The sequence below is a fragment of the Sporosarcina newyorkensis genome (genome assembly GCF_900167515.1).
In the GTDB taxonomy this organism is placed as follows: domain Bacteria; phylum Bacillota; class Bacilli; order Bacillales_A; family Planococcaceae; genus Sporosarcina; species Sporosarcina newyorkensis.
In genome coordinates, this window is the sequence record NZ_FUYJ01000003.1 from 278,109 (window position 1) to 299,666 (window position 21,558).

The following is a 21,558-nucleotide window of genomic DNA, read 5'->3' on the forward strand; positions in this document are numbered from 1 at the left end:
ATAGAAGTAAGGCTCTTCTGCTGAATAAATATAAATGCCAAAATTCTACACGATTCGCTATCTTTTTATACAAATATTTTGGTATGATGAGTAAATCAAATGCGCTAAGGTGTATTTAACCTGAAATTCCTTTCACCACTTTCACAAGCTAGAGTCCCTCGCTAAATTTAGTTACACAATCGATTCCAACAATAGATGGAGGAAAATACATGTTAAGTCCACGAAAACCCGATCCGTTCTTCACTGCTTTATTGGATATTGCAAAACACGTACAAGAATCGTTGCACTATGCGGATGACTTCAAAGTCGAAACAATAGCTGATCTGAAAGAAGTCAGCATTCAAATGAAAGCCTATGAGACTGCTGGTGACACACTGATCCATGAGCTGATCACCAAGCTCAATACATCATTCATGACTCCGATCGAAAGAGAAGATATCTTGCAGCTAGCGATAAAAATGGATGATATTTTGGATGGAATTGAGCATTTCCTCGGTAATCTGGAGATGTTTTCACTTATTGAAATTGATGAATACATGCAGAAGTTCATGAGCAATATTGTCAAAAGCACAGACGAAATCGTCAAAGCGATGGAACTTCTGACGAAGAAGAAGCTCGTCGAAATGCGGACGCATGCCGTGCAGATCAAAGAATATGAACGCGTGTGTGATGACGTGCTTCGGACGTCCATCAAACAATTATTCATTCGAGAAAAAGACCCTATCCGAATTATTCAATTGAAGGATCTGTACGAATTGCTCGAAGAAGTCGCAGATTATTGCCAAGATGTAGCGAACACTATTGAAACGATCATAATGCGAAACGCGTGAGGAGTAATAGTTAATGGATATGATTCTCATATTAACCATTCTCGTTGTTGTATTTGCTTTAGCATTCGACTTCATCAATGGTTTTCACGATACAGCAAATGCCATTGCTACTTCTGTCTCTACCCGTGCATTGAAACCACGGACTGCGATCTTGATGGCGGCAGCAATGAACTTTGTCGGGGCACTGACTTTTACAGGAGTAGCCAAAACCATTACGAAAGATATCGTAGACCCCTTTTTATTGGAAAATGGTTCCCTTGTCATTCTGGCGGCTCTCGTTTCCGCCATCATCTGGAACTTGGTGACTTGGTATTTCGGAATACCCTCCAGTTCTTCCCATGCCTTGATCGGCTCCATTGCAGGCGCCGCCATTGCAGCAGCCGGCTTTGGTATTCTGAACTACAGTGGATTCATCAAGATTATCCAAGCGCTCATTCTTTCCCCGGTCATTGCATTAGTCGGTGGTTTTATCGTCATGACGATACTGCGGGCTTTGTTGAAGAACCGTAATTTATTCAAAGCAAATAAACGAATTCGCTATATGCAAATCGGGACCGCCGCGATCCAATCGTTCACGCACGGTACGAATGATGCGCAAAAAGCGATGGGGATCATCACGATGGCACTCATTGCGGCCGAACTGCAAACATCAGATGACATCCAGCTCTGGGTACGGATTGCTGCGGCCACTTCGATGGGAATCGGAACATCTATTGGCGGCTATAAAATTATCAAGACGGTCGGCGGTAAAATCATGAAAATCCGGCCGATTCACGGAATTGCGGCAGATTTGAACTCAGCTGCGATCATTTTTGGAGCTACACTCCTTCACCTGCCTGTCAGCACGACGCACGTCATCTCCTCATCCATCATGGGGGTTGGGTCTGCACAGCGCTTGAAAGGTGTAAAATGGGGAGTCGCCCAAACAATCGTTTTGACATGGGTCATCACCATGCCGATCTCCGCAGTCGTCGCGGCCATTGTTTATAAAACATTAGCGCTTTTCTTATAAGTAAACTTTTAACTTGCAATGTCTGATATTTCCTGTTATGATAAAGAAGAATTATTTTTGTTCGACGTTGGTCTACGATTTCATCTCGACCGTTTTCAAGAATTGAGCAAGGATAGTAATACAATGTGTACACAACTGTACACGAGGAGGAAACAAACATGGAACAAGGTAAAGTAAAATGGTTTAACGCAGAAAAAGGTTATGGCTTCATCGAACGTGAAGATGGCGACGATGTATTCGTACACTTCTCCGCTATCCAAGGCGACGGGTTCAAAACTCTTGAAGAAGGTCAAGACGTGTCTTTCGAAATCGAACAAGGACAACGCGGACTTCAAGCAACTAACGTTACTAAAAACTAATTTAACTTCACAAACCACTTCCTTTTAGGGAGTGGTTTTTTTGTGTTTCTCCAACTAATCACGCAAGACTTTCATGCAGTTCTTCGTTATGATAGTCATTGAACTTACAATCTCGGCTCGTATCGATCATTACATAGATTGGTTTGAACAGATAGGAGGAATTATCGTGCATAGCTTTGCAAAGTTCGTGACGAAGTCCTATAAATGGATTCTCGCCTTTTGGGTTTTACTGTTTGGCGTAATGACCTACTTCGCCATCCAACTGCCCGGTTTACTCGCGGGTGATGGTTTCAGAGTAGACGGTGAACATGAAAAAGTTATGAAGATTGTCTCAGAGGACTTTGGGTTGCCTGCGGAGACGTTGTTTTTAGTTTTTGACGAAAAGTCCGATGAAGATATCAAATCCACTCTTTCAAAGCTGGACACACTTGACATTAAATCTGAAATTGTCTCTCCTTTGGACGAAAAGGATCAGTATTCAGAAGGGCTTTCCTACGCGATGCTGCAATTTAAGAAAGAACCCGAAGATATGCCGCAAGTGGTGGACGATATTCGAGAATCATTCGAAGGCGAAAAAGGAATTACGTTAACCGGCGGAGGCGCGTTTGAACACGATATCAACAAAGCAAGTCAGCGTGACTTAATGACTGCCGAGGCCATTGGATTGCCGATTGCCATTATCGTCTTGCTGTTTGCATTCGGGACGGTCGTTGCTTCTGTCGTTCCTTTATTGGTTGGGATCGGAACGGTCGTTTCTTCGCTTGGTGTGCTCGCACTACTTGGCAATCAAGTCGATTTGTCTATTTTTGTGCTGAATATCGTGCCGATGCTCGGTCTCGCGCTCAGTATTGATTTTGCTTTATTGTTCATTAGCCGTTATCGGGAAGAGTTGAAGAAGCGGAGCTTTTCCGATTCCTTGATCATGACGATTCGGACCGCAGGACGTTCGATTATCTTCTCTGCCGTCTGTGTGTTCATCGGACTTGGTGCAATGTTGCTCATTAAAGTCGATATCTTTGAAAATATCGCTCTTGGCGGGATGATCGTTGTCGGCATGGCGGTCGTTGCTTCGCTCACTTTATTACCTTCTGTACTATTGATGCTTGGTGATCGTATCCATAAAGGACGATTGCTGAAGGATCGCGGTGAAGAAGCAAACGGTTGGCGCAAATTTGCGAATGCAGTGATTAAACGACCTGTGTCGATTGCAATTGTCGCCTTTGTTCTATTGGCGATCGCGTTAATTCCTGTGCGCAATATGGAGCTTACGATTCCGCAGATTGATTCGTTGCCGGAATCATTCGATACACGCCTGGCGTTTGAACAGATACAAGAAACATTTGGCTTGGATAATGAAAGTACAGTTTTCTTGTTGGCTGAGCGTTCTGGCGGCTGGGAGAATTCAGACGGACTGGCTGACTTGAAGAAACTCGAAGAACAAGTGACGGAAGACCCTCTAGTCCAAGATGTTTCAACGATTTTCACGGTAAGCGGCATCGAAACCCCCGATCAATGGGAGCAGTCGATGATGGCACCGGGGATGGACGAACAGCTGAATCCTGTCATGAAAAGTTTTATAGACGGCAACAGATTGCTCGTTCCTGTTACGCTGAATGCTTCCGGCAGTTCCAATGAAGCACAAGATTGGGTTCGGAACTGGTCCGCTAAAGATACGCACTGGAACTTATTGATTGGCGGTGAGCCTCGTTTCAATCAGGAGATCTTCGATGAAATCGCAGATCATATCGTCTATGTGTTGCTCATCATTGTAGTTTCAACATTCTTCATCTTGATGTTCGCTTTCCGTTCCTTAATCATCCCAATCAAAGCGATTTTGATGAATATTCTAGGGTTGTCCGCTACGTTCGGAATACTCGTGTATATTTTCCAGTACGGCCATTTCGGCTTGCACCCTGGAACGGTCGCGCTCATTATTCCGGTCATCGTCTTTAGCTTAGTGTTTGGGTTGAGCATGGACTATGAAGTATTCTTAATTTCGCGGATGCAGGAAGAGTTCTCTTATTCATTTGATAACGATAAATCGACTGTAGAAGGACTCGCAACAACGAGTAAAGTCATTACGTCAGCTGCACTCATCATGATCGTTTTGACTGGAGCTTTCGCCTTTACGGATGTCATGCCAGTGAAACAGATCGGTGTCGGAATCGCCATTGCAGTAGCGATCGATGCGACAATCATCCGATTGTTGCTCGTACCGAGTCTAATGAAGCTGTTCGGCAAATGGAATTGGTGGTTGCCGTTTGGCAAAGGATTATATCGTTCCCACGGTCAGAACCGACATGCAGGCAAGTAAACTAATTGGGTAATCAGAAAATAACTAGGGAGGAAGGTTAAAGATGGCCTTTCTCCCTTCTTCATAAGGTGCTATTCGCTAATTTTATCACATGGGATTGAATACTAATCCAAGACATACCTTAGCCGATAACAATCATTGTAAACAAGAGAAGAATAATTTAAAAAGTAGTAATGGCAAAAAATAAAGAATTTTAATATTACTAATGGAGGAATGTGTTGTGAAATCTATAAAGGTTTATCATTACGATGCGTTTAGTAAGGAGCCTAATAAAGGGAATCCTGCGGGAGTAGTATTAAACGGGGATGAATTGACGGATGCTCAAATGCAAGAAATTGCTTTCAAAGTGGGGTTTAATGAGACAGCATTTCCGGTTAAATCGGAAGTTGCTGACTTTAGAATACGTTTTTTTACACCCGGACACGAAATGAACTTATGTGGTCACGCGACAATGGCAACTGTTTATTCATTAATATCAAAAGGTTTATTAGATGAAAAAACGAATTTTACAATTGAAACAAATGCAGGAATTTTACCAATAAACGTTAAATTATCTACGGAAGGTGAAACTTTTATAACAATGAAACAAGCCTCTCCCCTATTTAATGAATTCAACGGTTCCAGAGAAGATTTAGCTAGTTCAATAGGATTAAATGAATCAGATATCGATGGAGACTTACCTATCCTATATGGCAGCACAGGTAATTGGACGCTATTAATTCCAATAAAACATCTTGAGGCATTTAAACGAATGAAACCAAATAATAATGTTTTTCCTGCTATCTTAAAAGAAATACCAAAATCCTCTGTTCATCCATTTTGTACGGAAGCATATGACTCTGATGCTGATATGCATGCTCGACATTTCTCCTCGCCGTTTTCAGGTACTGTGGAGGACGCAGTAACAGGCACTGCTTCGGGGGTAATGGGTGCATTTTTTGCCAAATACATAAAAAGCGACAGATTTGAAGAATCCCTAAATATTATAGTAGAACAAGGTCATGAAATTGAAAAAGACGGCAGGGTCATGGTGAATGTTACGAAAAACAATGAGTCCTACGATATTGAAATAACAGGAAACGCAGTGTATGTTAAAGAATTTGATGTTTATTTAGAAGATAAATAAAGTAGGGCACACGTGTAATTGATAAAAGCCTGCTATCTTGCATTACATTGAGACAGCAGGCTTCATCTATACTTAAAAATCCACAATATAAACCTGTGGAAGGATAAACTAGGGCCCTCCTACTCCAATCGGTTCTTTCATTTCATTCGCGAACTTGCCGGCCGGACTTATCCATTACATATCCAACCAAGGCAGCAACAAACGCAGGCAAGACCCAGCCCAGCCCTCGTTCAAAGAATGGGGCTACTCCCAGCAAACTAGTTAAGACGTCAAGTTTAAAACCGAGACTGATCAATACTTGGTATAACGCATAAATTGAGGTCACGATTACCGAAAGCCGGTACATCATCTTGCCTCCACCCGCAAAATGCTGAAATAAAGAAAGTATAACCAAGACTATAGCAATCGGATAAATAAACACCAATAAAGGCGTTGCCAATTCAAGAATTAAGTTTAATCCCAAATTAGACACGACCAAGCCGGTCAATACGAAAATAGCGACATATGCCTGGTAACTTAGCTTTGGATATATTTCATTAAAGAATCTCGAACAAGCGTTAATCAGACCGACACAAGTCGTCAGGCATGCCAATATTACAATTAAACCAAATAGAAAACCACCGCCGCTTGGGAACAATAAATTTGCAGCTTCGGTTAAGATTTCTGCACCATTTTCAAAACTGTTATTCTTCGGTATCACTCTGCCGATCCATCCTAGGGAGAAATAAACAATAGCCAGTCCAAGTCCAGCTATGAAAGCAGCTCCAAATGCACCTTTAACCAGTTCTGACTTGGATTTCGCACCTTTATCTTTCAAGGCATTGATCACAACAATTCCGAATGCCAAAGCGGCGACCGCGTCCATTGTAAAATATCCTTCCAAGAATCCTTTAACAAATGGAATTGATACATAATCCCCTTCTGGTGAAGAGGCGATGTTATCGAATTTAACAAAAGCCTGAACAACTAACACACCTAAAACTAGCAATAAAATAGGTGTTAAGAGCTGACCGATCCGATCAACGATTTTCTTAGGATTCAAGCTGATAAAATAAGTCAATACAAAAAATAACAAGGAGAACACAAGCAGCGGGAACCATCCTTGGGCATGAAAGACTTGTTTGAAACCCAGCTCGTACGCTACGTTGGAGGCTCTTGGTATACCATAAAAAGCCCCGATTGACATATAGATAATAATTGCAAAAACCATGCCAAACATACGATGTACTCGGCTTCCCATCGATAGTAATCCGTTATCAGACAAGGCAATTGCCATGATCGCCATGAATGGAAGCAGGACTCCCGTGATGAGAAAACCGGCAATCGCTGGTCCAAAATTGCTCCCCGATTCTAAACCAAGGAGTGGCGGAAAGATAAGATTTCCCGCCCCGAAAAATAAAGAAAAAAGCATAAACCCAGCAAAAAACACATTCTTCCTACTCAACTTAATCCACCTCGTATGTTGTCTTTGTTTATCATGATGCACCGCTCCTCTATTTTTCACATAAAAAAACCCGCCCCTAAATAGGGACGAGTTTATGCTCGCGATACCACCCATATTCCGCACGTTTCATTAAAAAGAAACAATCCGACTCTCAGTCAGCGTACTATCATACGCGCTCCATTTAACGGTGGAAAACCGTCAAAGTTTACTATTTTCAACTTTGCATCTCGGAGATGATTTTCGGATAAGATCTGCCCATCGACTTTCACCAAACGCCGACTCTCTGGAGAACAGGGTTCTTCTCTTACTCTTTCTCGTCACTGATTATTATGTATACATAATAACTTAGCAAAGAGTGATTAGAAAAGTCAATACATTTTAATATATTTGCAATTTTAGTAAAACAAAAATTTCTTTATATGGATAAGCATTTAAATACAAAACTATGAGAATCAAATGAAGTTATCCATAAATTAACAGACTCATTGGTATTTTTTGGCGATCAAAAATTCAACAAACGGCAAGATCACCATCGCTAAACCTAAAATACCTAATAGAAAAATATTCACTGTACCATTTACCATTTTATCGGCAGCCACGGCTATCAAAATAAAGAATACTAGAACAAAATAACTTACTTTTGAACTTTTCTCCATAATCATTTGCCCAAGCTCTTCCTCTGGCAATATTCCGTCTTTCTCTTCTTTATTCCCCCAAGTAATTGCAGAGAAAAACATCATCAACAACGCCCCGATTGTTATCACTTCATTGAACCCAAACTCTCTCTCGGTAATAAATTTAAAAATGGAATAGCCGACCACAATCAAAGTAGCAGTTCCAATTATAATGGCGCCTAATTTTCGAGTTTTCATTTTTCAATCTCCCCTTCACTCAAAAATAAATCATCGACTGTAACACCTAAAGTCTTCGCAAGATTAAAAGCTAATTGTAAGCTGGGATCATATTTGTTATTCTCAATTGCATTAATCGTTTGCCTGCTCACATTACATAGATCTGCTAAACCTCCTTGAGAAATCCCCTTTTTTTCACGATATTCTTTTATTTTATTTTCCATACAAACAGCACCCTTAATTTCTAGTTGGTGTAAAACTTATTTGACACCAGTATAAAATAAGATGTATAGTCTGTCAAACATCTTTTACACCTCATGCTTCGTAAAGGAAAATTAAATTCATGAATTCCACACAAGGTTCCAACAAAAAACAGCAGTACTCGGTTGATCACCGAGTACTGCTGTTTTTTTATTTTAATTGCCAGCCATATGTTCCTGGTTCTATATACGACTGGTTTTCGACCGATTGATGATTTTTTTGTGTTGGATTGTTTTTGAAGGTTGCTTGTACCATAAAATACACAGCCCCCACTACCACAATAACAAAAATAATTAGACCGATTGCAACTGTTTTACCTTTCATTTGATTTCACTCCTAGTGCCTTCATTTCGTTTTGACTGAAAAACCTTCTTCTTTCAGATAGCCGGCCGCTTCCGCGTAATCACCAAAGCCCTCTTCCAAGTTATAGCCATGATAGACGTTGAAAAAGTCATCTTCTTCGAGAAGTGTCAATGTCTGTCCTGCTGCATTTTGCCAAACTTCCTCAAGCATTTCTTCTTCGACCGCTTCTGTAGCCAGCCCTTCGATCGCTGCTTGGATTACTGTCCGCAATTCATCCGCAGAAAACTCCCGGATATTGACGAGGCCGCGTTCATCCGGCTCATATCCTTTGACATCCGCCACGTAGACGAAGCCATTTCCGTTCGGGTGCAAATGTTGCACGACGACCGTTTTATCAAAAAGTGACTCTTCATAATGATAGTTTAAACGCTTCATTGATACTTCTTTTTTCACAAGTTCGGGAAATCCCTCTATAATCTGTTGTTTCTCTTCAAATGTTAACATGCTTTTCCTTCTTTCTTCTTAAATTCTATCGTTATCTCGTTTTCCATTCGATAAACAGGACTAGTAATAACACGACTGCAAATGCGACTATATAAAACCAGGAAGGTACACTGCTTACACCGCCGAACATGCCATCCACCCCTTCCAGACTTTCCATTCTTTTTAGTATACCCTTTTTCCGACTTTCCTGGCGGATAAATTTCAACAATTCGATAGTTTCCGCTGTATTGCCACGATAGAAAAAGAGTACAATGAATGAGAGGAGTGGGTGTCACATGTTTAAACGCCTTTTTCAGTTACTATTTCTCATCGTAATTTTATACGCGGCCAAGCCGTTATGGGAAGGCCCTGTATCCAAATACGTGGACTTATCGTTTCTAGACCCGCTGGACGCACGTGTGGAAACGGTGCTCGATGAAGAATTGATTGGATCTGTGCTTGATTATACAAAACAATCGATTGCAAAAGTTGTCTCGTTCATTTCAAATAAAACCGCAGAATCACGGGTTCCTGATGAAGTTGCTCAACCAGCGCTTGAAACACCGACGCAAAGTTTGATATCCATACACAATATCGAAATTGGCATGCCGGAAGCCGAAGTGAAATCAAAGCTCGGTGAACCAATGCGCAAGTCGGTCAATGAATACGGTACCGAATGGCTGACCTTTCATCAGGATTATCAGAACTTTGTCATGCTGTCTTATGACATAAAGCGGCGTGTGAATGCGGTCTATACAAATGACCGGTTGATTTCTTCATCATTAGGAATCGAATACGGTGCAGCGAAAGCGGATGTCCGTGCTGTTAATGGAGAGCCGATCACCGAAATTCGCAAAGGCACGAATATCTATAAGCTGCAAGATGATGAAGGAATGGATATTTTCCATTCGGATGGCGTCTATATATACGTCTTTTATGATTTGCATCAAAACAATACAGTAACGGCCGTCCAGCTCATCTCGGACCAACTAGAGCAACGGAAAACCGCTTTGTATGCACCGCAGAACGATGCCATGCGTAAAGGTTTTGAAATCCAGCTCTTCGACTTAACGAATGCGGCGAGAGTGCGTCACGGCCGCTCGATCCTTACGTGGGACGACAAGGCAGCTGTGGCTGCACGTAAACATAGTATGGACATGGCTGTGCATGATTATTTCAGCCATGAAAATTTACACGGCGAATCCCCATTCGATCGGATGAAAAAAGACGGGGTGAAGTTCGTCAGTGCTGGGGAGAACCTTGCGTATGGCCAATCAAGCAGCATCTTTGCACATGAGGGACTGATGAACTCAAAAGGGCACCGGGATAATATATTGATTCGCGACTATCAGTTTTTAGGGATCGGCGTGGATTTCAATGACAAGGAACAGCCATATTATACGGAAAATTTCTTCGCTAAATGAGTGGGTTTCCTTTCATTACGCAGCATTATCTATTAAAATAGAAGGAAGGCCTACGAACTTTAGGGAGTCCTGACTAAGCATTAAAGGAGAATACGAATTGAAAAAACTTGCAGCATTTTTCTTGGCCGCGACGTTAATTTTGTCGCCGATCGGGAACATCGTTTTCCAAGACGAGATCACAGCGGAGGCACGTGGCTATAAATCCGGAAAGAAAAGCTTCAGCACACCGAATCGCGTGCAACCGAATAAAGCTGAAAAGAAACAAGATAATACGAACCAAAGCAACAACAAAGCAGCTGCCAGCAAAAAACCTGGTACGGGCGGCGGCTTGATGAAAGGCTTAATGCTCGGCGGATTGGCTGGTCTTTTATTCGGTAGCTTATTTGCGAATATGGGTATGCTCGGTTCAATCCTCGGATTGATGATTAATGTTCTAGCGATTGTCTTCATCATCTTCATGGTACGAAAGATTTTCGCGATCTTCAAAGAGAAGGAACGTAAGCGAAATGAGGAAATGAATCAATGGAACAACAGATAATTTATGAACAAGACGTGGCAAATGCCGTTTGTGTATTGATCGCGAAAGAAGCACGTGCGATGCCTGACGACGTGGAAGTGGAGTTGGCTTACGATGACGACGAAGGTTTCTCGGCAGAAGCAGAGCTCAACGGCAACGTACATCAGTTGAATACGACGCGACTCGTGGAAGCACTTCGTCTTTGGGTTGAACAGTATCTCGACATGGATCCGATGGCAGCCGGCATTCAGTTAAAGCTGGATGACGACGAAGGCATCATTGCGATTGTTCGATAATTTGTAGGCGCTCCTTTTATGCGGAGCGTCTTTTTTATTGCATAAAAATAAACGGCTCCCCGTCACTCAAGAGAAGCCGTTACCTTAAATTATTTTAACTGATTCATCGTGATTTCTGCACAAGCAATCGGTTTCCCCGAATCTCCTGCTGGATCTGTCTTATAATCGTCCGCACCTTCATGGATGACAAGCGCTGTTCCGTCATTATCAAGCAATGAATTCTCCTGCCCTTTTTCAAGAGTCACTTGATCGGTTGCCATCTGGGCATAGACCTCACCTTTTTCGTCGACCTCTAGATTACGTAAATCTCCAAGATGATACCCTTTTGGATTGTCGAAGCCATGCTCCTTGCCGGTCGGATTGAAGTGTCCGCCAGCTGACGCTTTAAAGTCAGGCGCCGTACAAACACCATGCTCGTGAATGTGGATACCATGCTCCCCCGGCGTCAGGCCAGATGCTTTCACCTCGATGGACACGCCGCCGTTATCTGCTGTCAATTTCGCCTCCCCAATCTCCTCGCCATCCGTGTTGATGATTGGCGTGATGATTTGAGGCTCTGACGTATCCCCTTGATTCACGGTAGCCTCATCTCCGCTCACCTGAACTTTTTCCTTAGTCCAACTACAGCCAGCTGTCAACAAAACAGCAGCCACTACTGCACCCGATAACTTCCACATAGTTGTTGCCTCCTTGTTCATGCTATTCACCATTCTTGCCAATTCACTGCGAACTATTCAATGTACTGGTATATTATCAATGAATATGGGTTTGGTGCGTTGCAGACGCTGGTTGGCATGGTCCATAGTATTCTCATCACTCTAATGAAAACAAAAAACTTCAAAGCAAGGTCGATCCCCTGCTTTGAAGCTTCATCTCAGTCTGTCAACAACGGATACACGCCATTCTCATCATGTGTCTCCGTTCCAACGAGCGGCGGGTTGAAAACGCAGATCAAACGCATGTCTTCCTGACCGCCCCTCAAGTAATGCTCATCATTTTCATTCAGTGCATACATCGTGCCATTTTTAATCGGATAAACCTTCCCATCCGCTGTCGTTTCTATCTCTCCATCTCCCGCCACGCAGTAGACTGCTTCCAAGTGGTTTTGATAATGGATATGTGTTTCTGTACCAGAATAAATAATCGTTTCGTGGAATGAAAAGCCCATATTGTCTTTCTGTAGCAAAAAACGGCGGCTTGCCCACGTTTTTGCTTTTGTTTCGTTTTCACTGCCAATAATTTCATCCAATGTACGTACAATCACTATAAATCCCCCTTAATTCTTAACGACATCTTCAATCGCTTCTTCTAAAATATCAAAACCTTGTTGGATTCCCTTTTCATCGATGATCAATGAACCGAGGAATTTGACGACCTCCCCTTCAGGCCCGGATGTCTCGATAATCAGGCCCTTTTCAAAAGCTTTTGCACAAATCTTATCTGCATAATCTTCCTTGCCCTCACCACAGACGATTCCCTGCATGAAACCGCGGCCGCGCGTCGTTGCTTTTAGCTGCGGATACTCTTCGACAATCGTCTCCATACGCTTTGTGATGAGCTTGGATTTTTCTTGTACCGATTTAGCGAATTCATCTGTTTCCCAATACGACAGCGCTTCTGTCGCTGCCAAAATCGCCAAGTTGTTGCCGCGGAATGTTCCGTTATGCTCAGCTGGACCAAACATATCGTATTGAGGTTTGATTAGTGTCAAGGCTAACGGCAGGCCATAGCCGCCGATGGATTTGGACAGGCAGACAATATCCGGTTTGACGCCGGCTGGTTCAAAGCTGAAGAACGTACCAGTTCGGCCGCACCCCGCTTGCACATCGTCAACGATCAGTAAGATATCGTAATTGCGGCAGAGACGTTCAATTTCGCGCAACCACTCGAAGCTTGCAGGATTGATGCCGCCTTCTCCTTGGACCGTTTCCAAAATCATTGCAGCCGGTAAATCTAATCCACTGCTCGCGTCAGCTAAATACTTTTTAAGGAAATTTAATGATTGACCTTCCTCCAAAAACGTATCGAATGGCATGGATGTCGTATTGTTCAACGGTACTCCAGCCCCGCCGCGGTTATATGAATTGCCTGTAACAGACAATGCACCAAGCGTCATGCCGTGAAAGCCATTCGTAAAGCTGATGATATTTTGGCGTCCTGTCACTTTGCGGGCGATCTTCAATGCGCTTTCCACTGTATTCGTCCCAGTAGGTCCAGGAAACATCACTTTATAGTCCATGTTTCTCGGCTTCAAGATCACTTCGTTAAATCGTTCAAGAAATTCTTTTCGGACCGTCGTCCCCATATCCAGACTATGTGCAATTCCGTCGTCTTGGATGTACTCGATCAACTTTTCCTTCATTTTGTCGTTGTTATGGCCGTAGTTCAAAGCACCGGCGCCGGCAAAGAAATCGATATATTCCTTGCCTTCCGTGTCCCACATCTTATAGCCTTTTGCTCGTTCGAATACTGTCGGGAAACTTCTGCTGTAACTTCTCACTTGCGACTCATGATTTTCAAAGACTTCCATTACCTTCTGACTTTTTGTCAGTACCATTGTTAATTAATTCCTCCGTAGTATTTCTGTATTTTCCGTGTCAAGTTGCGACAGTCGACCCCTTCTTCAGAATGGCCCAATGCGAAACAACTCTTCTGCTTCGTGTCCTTCCCTTGGAAATTGATCTTCCGTGTAGCCATCGGTGATTGTGCACTCAGTCTGTAAATCACGTGCCAAACCTTTGAAAAGCTTAGTTGACGGAATGTTAGATGGCGTTACAGTGGCTTCCAAGTACCGAATATTCCGACATGATTGGCTCTGCAAAATGGCTTGCAGCATGCGGGAAGCCAAACGTTGGCCGCGTGCTGATTCGTCGACCGCTACTTGCCAGATAAATAACGTATCTTGCGCTTTCGGCTGAATGAAACCCGATATAAAGCCTACTATTTTCCCGTGATCTTCCACTAAGATACTGGTGTCGCTGAATTGATCTGCCCACAGTAAATAACTGTACGAAGAATTCAAATCTAGGACTTGGGTATCTTTGACAAGTTTCCAAATTGACTTACCGTCATCTAGAGTGGGGGTGCGAAAGATGTAAGGATCATTCGGATCGTACCCTGCAATCGAATACATGTGAGGTTTCTGCAAACATTTTTCCTCCAAGTCTAGTCATTTGTCATAATAGACAAATGTTCATTCTCTGAAACTCTCTGGATGCATGTTTACTTCTTACCCGACAACGTGGTCACATCAAACTAAAGTCATTGAATCGTCATTATCGTGAGGTTTTTTTAATGACCGAGCACGAGTACTCGGCAGATTCTCTCTAAGGAATCTTGTGGATTTAGCAAGGATACTAACGTAGAAAAGCCAAATGGAGATTGGTGCTGGCTACTTGGGTGCTAACTTTCTGCCTTGCGGTATGAAGAGCAAAAAAGAGCGCCTTTACAAAAGCAGGGAGCTTTTGTTCATGAAAAACAGCTAATATTATCAATTATTCGCTGATATGAAAGACACTTTCATTATCTTGAATTTACTGCCATACGCATTCATCCAACCACGGTTCTTGTGTACAAAAACGTCGGTGAAGAAGCAAACAATGTGTCTCCTCTGACACTGGTTGCTATTATAGGAAACTATGAAAACGTTGTCAACAGTATATATATCATTTTATTTGTTTAATGAAAAAGTAAAGCGTCATCAAGTCAAACAGCGTATAGCCTCAGCACGAATTAAAAAAGCCGGAAACTTTTTTCGTTTCCGGCTTCATGTTATGAAAATAAAATCGTTTCCAACTCCATTGGTTCTACATACTTATCCCCTTGATAAACGCGCATATTCCCACCTGAAATTTCGTCGATCAACATGATGTTTCCTTCAGAATCACGTCCAAATTCCAGCTTAATATCATAGAGATCCAAACCTTTTTGTGTCATTTCAAACTTGACCAGTTCAGAGATTTTTTTCGTCAACTCTTCCAAGATATCGTATTCATCACGCGTTAGGATTCCTAGCTGGGCCAATGCGTCTTTCGAAATCGGCGGATCTTGTCGTTCATCGTCTTTTAATGTTACTTCCACGAAGGCATCGAGTGCCCGTCCTTCTTTACAATACTTACCATATCTCCGCAAGAAACTTCCGACTGCGCGAAATCGGCAAATTACTTCCAGACCGCTGCCGAAGACTGTTGCAGGCTTGACCGTCATTGTTACTTTATCTAAATCTGCATCGATATAATGTGTCGGCACTTGCTGCTCCGCCAATTTTTCGAAAAAATACTGCGTCATGCGAAGACCCGATTTCCCTGCACCTTCTATCGTTAATCCGACTGTATTGGCGCCAGGATCGAATACACCATCTTCCCCTGTCACATCATCCTTGAATTTTAATAGCACATGACCGTCTTCCAATTGATAAACATCTTTCGTTTTACCAGAATAAGTTAGTTTCATACGAACGATTCTCCTCATTTCGTAATTATTGTTCTACTTTTTAAGTATAATGCACTTTGCTCTGAAGAAAAAGGATAGATTACAGAAAACTTGATGGAGGTCAAGGTGCAAAATACAAATCCCCTCTATACTTAAGTTAACAAATACAAACGAAAAGGATGAGAACAATGAAAAAAGCAGTATTTCAAATGGAGCCATTCAGCTGTCCGTCATGTGTCAAGAAAATTGAAGGTGCCTTAGCCCGAGCAAATGGGGTTCAAAAAGTAAAAGTATTATTCCACTCAAACAAAGTACGCGTTGAGTTTGACGAAGCCATCGTAGCTGCGAATGACTTGCAAGAACTCATCGAAAAGCTCGGTTATCCAGTACTCAGCCTAAAAGTTGCTTAAAAAGGAGGAACTCACATGAATGCCAAACAAACGGTACGCGTCACTGCCATCTCTGCTATTCTCTTAGCAGCCGCGATCATCATGCATATTGCCGGGTGGCATGATGCACGCCAAATCACGTTGGTTACTTCTACTTTGATAGCCGGGACTCCAATCACGATCAAGTCTTTTAAAGCTATCCGGATGAAAGCGTTCAGCATAGAATTACTCGTCACGATTGCGGTTGTCGGTGCATTATTCATTGGAGAATATGTAGAATCTGCGGTCGTCACGTTTCTATTTTTATTCGGGGCGATGCTGGAAATACGAACAATGGAAAAGACTCGCTCTTCCCTGAAAGCTCTTACCGACTTAGCTCCACTAGAAGCACGCGTCATGCGTGATGGTGAAATATTGACCGTTTCAGTAGACAATGTTGAAATCGGCGATCAGGTCATCGTTCGATCAGGAGAAAAAGTTCCTGTGGATGGTCCAATTATTTCGGGGACCGCCACACTAAATGAAGCAGCTATCACAGGTGAATCGGTTCCCGCCAGCAAAATGCTGGATGATCAAGTATTCAGCGGTACACTAGTGGAACATGGTTATATAGAAGTGATTGCCGTAAGAGTTGGTAATGACACGACTTTCGCCCGCATTATTGAATTAGTGGAAGAAGCGCAGGAATCCAAATCGAAAACCGAAAAGTTTCTCGAGCGTTTTGCTACTATCTATACGCCTTCCATTGTGCTCTTGTCCGTGCTCGTTTATCTTTTAACACGGAACATCGAAATGACGTTAACTTTCCTCGTCATCGCTTGCCCTGGAGCCCTCGTCATTTCCGCACCGGTTTCGATCGTTGCAGGAATTGGCAACGGAGCCCGAAACGGTGTCTTGATAAAAGGCGGTGAAGTAATGGAACAGCTAGCGAAAATTGATACGATCGTCTTTGATAAAACAGGTACATTGACAAGAGGGCGACCTGAAGTAACTGATGTCTACGGATTAGGTATAGAGAAAGAAGAGTTACTGCGTCTCACAGCCGAAGCCGAAATGATTTCAGAACACCATCTAGGCCGGACTATCGTTAAAGAAGCGAAGAAACGTGCGATTCATTTGTCCAATCAACCGGAAGACGCTGAAGTGGTTAAAGGAAATGGAATAATGGCTACAGTAGAAGGAAAGCATCTCGCAGTTGGCAATCGCAAACTAATGGAAGACCAAAAGATCCCGATTCCTTCTGAAATGGAAGACTATGCATCACAACGTGAGAAAGCTGGAAATACGGCAATTTTCGTCAGTATTTCCCGGGAAATCACAGGAATCATCTCTGTCGCCGATCAAATTCGTCCGGAAGCTGCCGAAGCGTTGGCCAAATTGCGGAAAAATGGCATCAAGCAAATGATCATGCTGACAGGCGACAATCGACATACAGCCCAACTAGTTGGCGAACACCTTGGCCTTGACGAAATCTATGCGGAATTATTGCCTAAAGATAAAGTGGCGGCAGTTCAGAGTTTGAAAGAACAAGGTCACCGAGTTGCTATGGCAGGCGACGGAATCAACGATGCACCCGCCATAGCAACGGCGGATATTGGGCTCGCCATGGGAGAAGGCGGAACAGATATTTCAATGGAGACAGCGGACATCGTCTTGATGGCAGATCGGCTCGATCAATTCTCCCATGCCTATGCTTTAGCGAAAGCAACTGTACAGAACATGAAGCAGAATACCTTCTTTGCGGTCGGTACCGTATTCCTTCTGTTGCTCGGTGTATTACTCGGCAAAGTATTCCTCGCTTCCGGTATGCTCGTCCATGAAGTGAGCGTACTTCTGGTGATCCTGAACGCCATTCGATTAATACGTTATACTAACGACAAGCCATCGAATCAAAAACAAAGTGAGGTGATATCGGATGAACCAAGGATCACATTGTGACCTAAGCACGAACGATCTTCACCGTTCCTGCGTTTCGCTCGTCCCTCTTTTCAATCACTTGGATAAGCAGCAAATGGATAAAATCGTCGCGCTTGCACGCAGCATAAACTACCCTCGCGGTGAAATGATTTACCATAGCGGTGATCGCTCAGAAGGTTTATATATATTGCATAAAGGACGAGTCAAGGTCTATCGTCTATCGGAGAATGGCAAGGAACAACTCGTCCGTATCCTGAAACCAGGAGAATTCACAGGCGAGCTTTCCTTGTTCGACGCAAAGCCTCATGACGCATATGCGGAAACTTTGGAAGCCGTTGAACTGTGTATCATCCAACGGGACGAGATGCAGCAACTTTTGCAATCTCACCCTGCAATTTCATTGAGGATGCTTACGGAATTCTCTTCCCGACTCGCGGATACAGAGCTGCGAGCCGCCCGAATCGCCATGGAATCTGCTGAAACTCGACTTGCGTTGTATTTGGCGGATCTATCAGAGGAACAGCAACAATTGACCATCCGACTGCCGATGAGCCGAAAAGATCTAGCTTCCCATCTTGGCACGACACCCGAAACAATCAGTCGTAAATTAAGCGTATTCGAAGAACGGGGCTGGATACGCCAGACCGGTTCTAAGATTGTAGAGATTTTCGATTTAGATTCTTTATTACTCATATAATGGCTATATGAAATTCAGCAAGAGATGAAAATTTGACATCCCTCTTTTCTTTCAATCTGGTAAGTGCTATGCTGTAAGTGAATATCATAATCTTTTGACCATTAGGGGAATCCTTCACAAGGACTGAGAAAAGAGTGCGACTCTGAAACCCTTATCACCTGAACAGGTTCGTACCTGCGGAGGGAAGTGGCAAGTCGTTTTGGCGTACTCTCATACATGCCGACACATCCAACCACTTTCCGATTCGGGAAGTGGTTTTTTCATTTGGAGGTGAACTGGAAATGAAATTGGTCGGTGTCACGGATGATTGTCATTCTGTTGATGAACTGCTGCTCAAGTTGCTGGAGACGGAGCCTTATATCGATGAATTTATCTTACGTGAAAAGTCGAAGACGGATGTACAGCTGATCGAATTGATTTCACGTCTCTCTACTAGAGGGTTTCCATTGGATAAAATAATTGTACACGCACGGCCCAGCCTCGCAAACTCGCTGTCCATAGCCTGTCAGCTGACAGGCTATGGAATGTCGGTGAAGGAAGCACGTACCACTTTTCCGTCGCTGAGATTAGGATCTTCCATCCATTCATTGGAAGAGGCACGAGAAGCACAAGCTGCTGGAGCAGACTGGCTATTGTATGGACATATTTATCTGACATCATCCAAAAAAGGCTTGGCTCCGCGGGGTACGGATGAGCTTTTTGAGATTGCATTATCATGCACGATTCCCGTCTATGCAATCGGTGGAATTCGGCCAGTTCATCTGCCGTTTTTTAAAAGACACGGCGTCAGAGGTGCAGCAATCCTGTCCCCCATCAGCAGTCAAGACGCAGTGAGCGCAGTTAGAGATTATGCACGTGCAAGAGATTCATAGCAAAGGAGCGGTGTTCATTGGGCAAAACAATTGATTTGAACGGTAAGTCGTATTCGGTTGTACCTGAGGTGGAAACAGTTCAGCAGTTACTGGAGCATTTGAAGCTTGGCAATCGAATTTTGATCGTCGAAAAGAACAAGGAAATTCTGCAGAAGGACAGTTACGATGCACCAATTATGGACAGAGATCAAATTGAAATCATACATTTTGTTGGAGGCGGATGAGGATGTTACAAATAGCAGATAAAAGGTTTTCTTCACGTTTATTGTTAGGCACAGGGAAGTATCCTTCATTTGAGACTCAAAAAAAGGCAGTTGCGGTATCAGAGACAGAAATCTTAACATTTGCGGTGAGACGGATGAACATTTTCGAAGAGTCTCAGCCGAATTTCCTGGAGCAACTGGATTTAGAGCACTATACATTATTGCCAAATACAGCAGGCGCAAGCACAGCGGAGGAAGCGGTGCATATCGCGAAGCTGGCGAAAGCATCGGGATTATGTGATATGGTAAAGGTTGAGATTATTGGCTGCAGCCATTCCTTGTTGCCTGATCCAGTGGAAACGTTGCGTGCATCTGAAATGCTGCTTGAAGAAGGTTTCATCGTGCTGCCTTATACGTCGGATGATGTGGTGCTGGCACGGAAACTTTGTGAATTAGGCGTTCATGCCATCATGCCGGGCGCTGCACCGATTGGTTCAGGTCACGGAATTTTGAATCCGTTGAATCTTTCTCTAATTATCGAGCAATCAAATGTACCGGTCATTGTGGATGCGGGCATTGGATCACCGAAAGACGCGGCATACGCGATGGAGCTTGGAGCAGACGGCGTGCTATTGAATACAGCGGTTTCCGAAGCTGCAGACCCTGTTAAAATGGCAGAAGCGATGAAATTAGCGATTGAAGCGGGACATCTTGGCTATCAAGCAGGGCGCATGCCGGTAAGAGACTATGGCGTCGCGAGCAGTCCGCTAGAGGGGCTTGTGCCAAATTGATGAGTAAATATTCACGCCAAGAGCTGTTTACATCCATTGGAGCGGACGGCCAGCTGCGGATACGGGGGGCCAAGGTGTTCGTCCTCGGCGCTGGGGCACTTGGTTCATCGGGAGCCGAAATGCTTGTACGAGCAGGTGTTGGTGAATTAACAATTGTAGATCGCGATATTTTGGAATGGTCCAATTTGCATCGTCAGCAGTTGTACGCTGAGCAAGACGTTGTCGAGCAATTACCGAAAGCCGCCGCTGCGGAAAGACGACTGTGCAAGATCAACAGTGATGTGAAAATCCGAGGAGTCGTAGCAGATGTGACGCCAGAAAATGTGCTGGAGTTATTTGAAGGCCATGACATGGTGCTCGATGGCACAGATAATATTGAAACGCGATTACTCGCAAATGACGCTTGTCTGCAATTAAATATTCCTTTTTTTATGGGCGCTTGTGTGGGAAGCTATGGATTGACGTTTCCTATCGGAGTTGCCGAGGAACAGCCTTGCCTGCATTGTCTGCTCGAAGCGTTGCCCCCACAGTCCTTGACTTGTGACACTGTCGGCGTAATCAGCCCGATTGTCGTGACGACTGCTGCACGCCAAGTTGCACAGCTGCTGAAGTATGTGACAGGAGCGGAATTGGATCCACGCTTGGAATCCACGGATTTATGGACAGATGAACGTGCATCGATGGAAGTCAAAAACATGAAGAAATCTAGTTGTCCAAGTTGTTCAGCACAGCCAAGCTATCCGTTTTTATCAGCTTCCGAAGTCGTTCGAACAGCCGTGCTATGCGGACGCGACACTGTACAGTTGACTTGGCCTAAGAACCGGCAAGTGGAACTCGCTCCATTTGCTGACTCGATACGCGAGACGGTCTCGAATTTATTGCATAATCCCTATTTGGTATCTTGTGAATACAATGACCACCGACTAGTTTTATTTCGCGATGGCCGCATGCTAATCCACGGCACGAAAGATATCACAGAAGCCCGGAAGATTGCGGCAGGTTTATTGGGATGACGAGTAAAAAAAGAGGAGCCAGGTA

At 43.6% G+C, this 21,558-nt stretch carries 26 protein-coding genes, 1 riboswitch and 1 other annotated feature; of the genes, 15 read left to right on the forward strand and 11 right to left on the reverse strand.

Annotated features, from left to right (window positions below; translation table 11 throughout):
• Positions 1–209: 209 nt before the first annotated feature.
• The 5 genes from B5D59_RS07960 to B5D59_RS07980 all read left to right on the forward strand — a co-directional run bounded on the left by B5D59_RS07960 (position 210) and on the right by B5D59_RS07980 (position 5,641).
• On the forward strand, positions 210–830 hold the full coding sequence (locus B5D59_RS07960) for a DUF47 domain-containing protein (protein WP_009766460.1): 621 nt from the start codon (positions 210–212) through the stop codon (positions 828–830).
• Between the two features lie 13 nt (positions 831–843).
• Positions 844–1,842, forward strand: coding sequence for an inorganic phosphate transporter (locus tag B5D59_RS07965; RefSeq protein ID WP_009766461.1), 999 nt, complete (start codon positions 844–846; stop codon positions 1,840–1,842).
• A 158-nt stretch (positions 1,843–2,000) separates the two neighbouring features.
• Positions 2,001–2,201: a cold-shock protein gene (locus tag B5D59_RS07970; protein WP_009766462.1), complete on the forward strand. Its 201-nt coding sequence runs from the start codon at positions 2,001–2,003 to the stop codon at positions 2,199–2,201.
• A 166-nt stretch (positions 2,202–2,367) separates the two neighbouring features.
• Positions 2,368–4,515, forward strand: coding sequence for an MMPL family transporter (locus B5D59_RS07975; RefSeq protein ID WP_078817554.1), 2,148 nt, complete (start codon positions 2,368–2,370; stop codon positions 4,513–4,515).
• A 220-nt stretch (positions 4,516–4,735) separates the two neighbouring features.
• On the forward strand, positions 4,736–5,641 hold the full coding sequence (locus B5D59_RS07980) for a PhzF family phenazine biosynthesis protein (protein ID WP_078817555.1): 906 nt from the start codon (positions 4,736–4,738) through the stop codon (positions 5,639–5,641).
• A 142-nt stretch (positions 5,642–5,783) separates the two neighbouring features.
• Here the strand turns inward: B5D59_RS07980 and brnQ are convergent, their stop codons facing one another.
• The 6 genes from brnQ to B5D59_RS18540 all read right to left on the reverse strand — a co-directional run bounded on the left by brnQ (position 5,784) and on the right by B5D59_RS18540 (position 9,161).
• Positions 5,784–7,085 carry a branched-chain amino acid transport system II carrier protein gene (brnQ, locus tag B5D59_RS07985; RefSeq protein ID WP_078817556.1) on the reverse strand — a complete coding sequence of 434 codons (1,302 nt, stop codon included), beginning with the start codon at positions 7,083–7,085 and terminating at the stop codon, positions 5,784–5,786.
• A gap of 79 nt (positions 7,086–7,164) precedes the next feature.
• Positions 7,165–7,415: a binding site (T-box leader), on the reverse strand.
• Between the two features lie 152 nt (positions 7,416–7,567).
• Entirely contained in the window at positions 7,568–7,957 is a 390-nt protein-coding gene (locus tag B5D59_RS07990; protein ID WP_009766467.1) for a hypothetical protein, read from the reverse strand.
• Entirely contained in the window at positions 7,954–8,160 is a 207-nt protein-coding gene (locus tag B5D59_RS07995) for a helix-turn-helix transcriptional regulator (RefSeq protein ID WP_078817557.1), read from the reverse strand. Before B5D59_RS07995 ends, B5D59_RS07990 begins: the two co-directional genes overlap by 4 nt.
• Positions 8,161–8,347: 187 nt before the next feature.
• Positions 8,348–8,521: a hypothetical protein gene (locus tag B5D59_RS18190; protein ID WP_176132529.1), complete on the reverse strand. Its 174-nt coding sequence runs from the start codon at positions 8,519–8,521 to the stop codon at positions 8,348–8,350.
• Between the two features lie 21 nt (positions 8,522–8,542).
• Positions 8,543–9,004 carry a hypothetical protein gene (locus B5D59_RS08000; RefSeq protein WP_078817558.1) on the reverse strand — a complete coding sequence of 154 codons (462 nt, stop codon included), beginning with the start codon at positions 9,002–9,004 and terminating at the stop codon, positions 8,543–8,545.
• Positions 9,005–9,035: 31 nt separating this feature from the next.
• Positions 9,036–9,161 (reverse strand): hypothetical protein, encoded by a 126-nt coding sequence (locus B5D59_RS18540; protein ID WP_281250655.1) that lies wholly within the window; start codon positions 9,159–9,161, stop codon positions 9,036–9,038.
• A gap of 118 nt (positions 9,162–9,279) precedes the next feature.
• Here B5D59_RS18540 and B5D59_RS08005 point away from each other — a divergent pair, with 118 nt between their 5' ends.
• The 3 genes from B5D59_RS08005 to B5D59_RS08015 all read left to right on the forward strand — a co-directional run bounded on the left by B5D59_RS08005 (position 9,280) and on the right by B5D59_RS08015 (position 11,220).
• Positions 9,280–10,407 (forward strand): CAP domain-containing protein, encoded by a 1,128-nt coding sequence (locus tag B5D59_RS08005; protein WP_245799483.1) that lies wholly within the window; start codon positions 9,280–9,282, stop codon positions 10,405–10,407.
• A gap of 97 nt (positions 10,408–10,504) precedes the next feature.
• Positions 10,505–10,945, forward strand: a complete 441-nt coding sequence (locus B5D59_RS08010) for a hypothetical protein (RefSeq protein ID WP_009766473.1) — start codon at positions 10,505–10,507, stop codon at positions 10,943–10,945.
• Entirely contained in the window at positions 10,930–11,220 is a 291-nt protein-coding gene (locus B5D59_RS08015; protein ID WP_009766474.1) for a DUF2653 family protein, read from the forward strand. Before B5D59_RS08010 ends, B5D59_RS08015 begins: the two co-directional genes overlap by 16 nt.
• Before the next feature lie 89 nt (positions 11,221–11,309).
• Here B5D59_RS08015 and B5D59_RS08020 read toward each other — a convergent pair whose 3' ends face one another.
• The 5 genes from B5D59_RS08020 to B5D59_RS08040 form a co-directional block, all read right to left on the reverse strand.
• Positions 11,310–11,897 (reverse strand): superoxide dismutase family protein, encoded by a 588-nt coding sequence (locus tag B5D59_RS08020; RefSeq protein WP_245799484.1) that lies wholly within the window; start codon positions 11,895–11,897, stop codon positions 11,310–11,312.
• A 197-nt stretch (positions 11,898–12,094) separates the two neighbouring features.
• Entirely contained in the window at positions 12,095–12,484 is a 390-nt protein-coding gene (locus B5D59_RS08025; protein ID WP_078817561.1) for an ectoine synthase, read from the reverse strand.
• A 12-nt stretch (positions 12,485–12,496) separates the two neighbouring features.
• Positions 12,497–13,777 (reverse strand): diaminobutyrate--2-oxoglutarate transaminase, encoded by a 1,281-nt coding sequence (gene ectB / locus B5D59_RS08030; RefSeq protein ID WP_009766477.1) that lies wholly within the window; start codon positions 13,775–13,777, stop codon positions 12,497–12,499.
• A gap of 66 nt (positions 13,778–13,843) precedes the next feature.
• Positions 13,844–14,368, reverse strand: coding sequence for a diaminobutyrate acetyltransferase (ectA, locus tag B5D59_RS08035; RefSeq protein ID WP_009766478.1), 525 nt, complete (start codon positions 14,366–14,368; stop codon positions 13,844–13,846).
• Positions 14,369–14,991: 623 nt separating this feature from the next.
• Entirely contained in the window at positions 14,992–15,672 is a 681-nt protein-coding gene (locus tag B5D59_RS08040; protein WP_009766479.1) for a phosphoribosylaminoimidazolesuccinocarboxamide synthase, read from the reverse strand.
• Positions 15,673–15,839: 167 nt separating this feature from the next.
• Between B5D59_RS08040 and B5D59_RS08045 the strand changes: the two genes are divergently transcribed.
• The 7 genes from B5D59_RS08045 to B5D59_RS08075 all read left to right on the forward strand — a co-directional run bounded on the left by B5D59_RS08045 (position 15,840) and on the right by B5D59_RS08075 (position 21,533).
• Complete coding sequence (locus tag B5D59_RS08045) at positions 15,840–16,061, forward strand: heavy-metal-associated domain-containing protein (protein ID WP_040758634.1); 222 nt, start codon at positions 15,840–15,842, stop codon at positions 16,059–16,061.
• 15 nt (positions 16,062–16,076) lie between these two features.
• The gene (locus tag B5D59_RS08050) at positions 16,077–17,978 is read left to right on the forward strand and encodes a heavy metal translocating P-type ATPase (protein ID WP_078817562.1); all 1,902 of its coding nucleotides are present in this window, start codon (positions 16,077–16,079) and stop codon (positions 17,976–17,978) included.
• Positions 17,956–18,654 carry a Crp/Fnr family transcriptional regulator gene (locus tag B5D59_RS08055; protein ID WP_078817563.1) on the forward strand — a complete coding sequence of 233 codons (699 nt, stop codon included), beginning with the start codon at positions 17,956–17,958 and terminating at the stop codon, positions 18,652–18,654. Before B5D59_RS08050 ends, B5D59_RS08055 begins: the two co-directional genes overlap by 23 nt.
• A gap of 93 nt (positions 18,655–18,747) precedes the next feature.
• A riboswitch (TPP riboswitch) is annotated at positions 18,748–18,856 on the forward strand.
• 79 nt (positions 18,857–18,935) lie between these two features.
• Complete coding sequence (locus B5D59_RS08060; RefSeq protein WP_078817564.1) at positions 18,936–19,526, forward strand: thiamine phosphate synthase; 591 nt, start codon at positions 18,936–18,938, stop codon at positions 19,524–19,526.
• A gap of 17 nt (positions 19,527–19,543) precedes the next feature.
• Complete coding sequence (gene thiS, locus B5D59_RS08065; protein WP_078817565.1) at positions 19,544–19,750, forward strand: sulfur carrier protein ThiS; 207 nt, start codon at positions 19,544–19,546, stop codon at positions 19,748–19,750.
• Complete coding sequence (locus B5D59_RS08070; RefSeq protein ID WP_139365977.1) at positions 19,747–20,520, forward strand: thiazole synthase; 774 nt, start codon at positions 19,747–19,749, stop codon at positions 20,518–20,520. Before thiS ends, B5D59_RS08070 begins: the two co-directional genes overlap by 4 nt.
• Entirely contained in the window at positions 20,517–21,533 is a 1,017-nt protein-coding gene (locus tag B5D59_RS08075; RefSeq protein ID WP_078817567.1) for a ThiF family adenylyltransferase, read from the forward strand. Before B5D59_RS08070 ends, B5D59_RS08075 begins: the two co-directional genes overlap by 4 nt.
• Positions 21,534–21,558 lie beyond the last annotated feature (25 nt).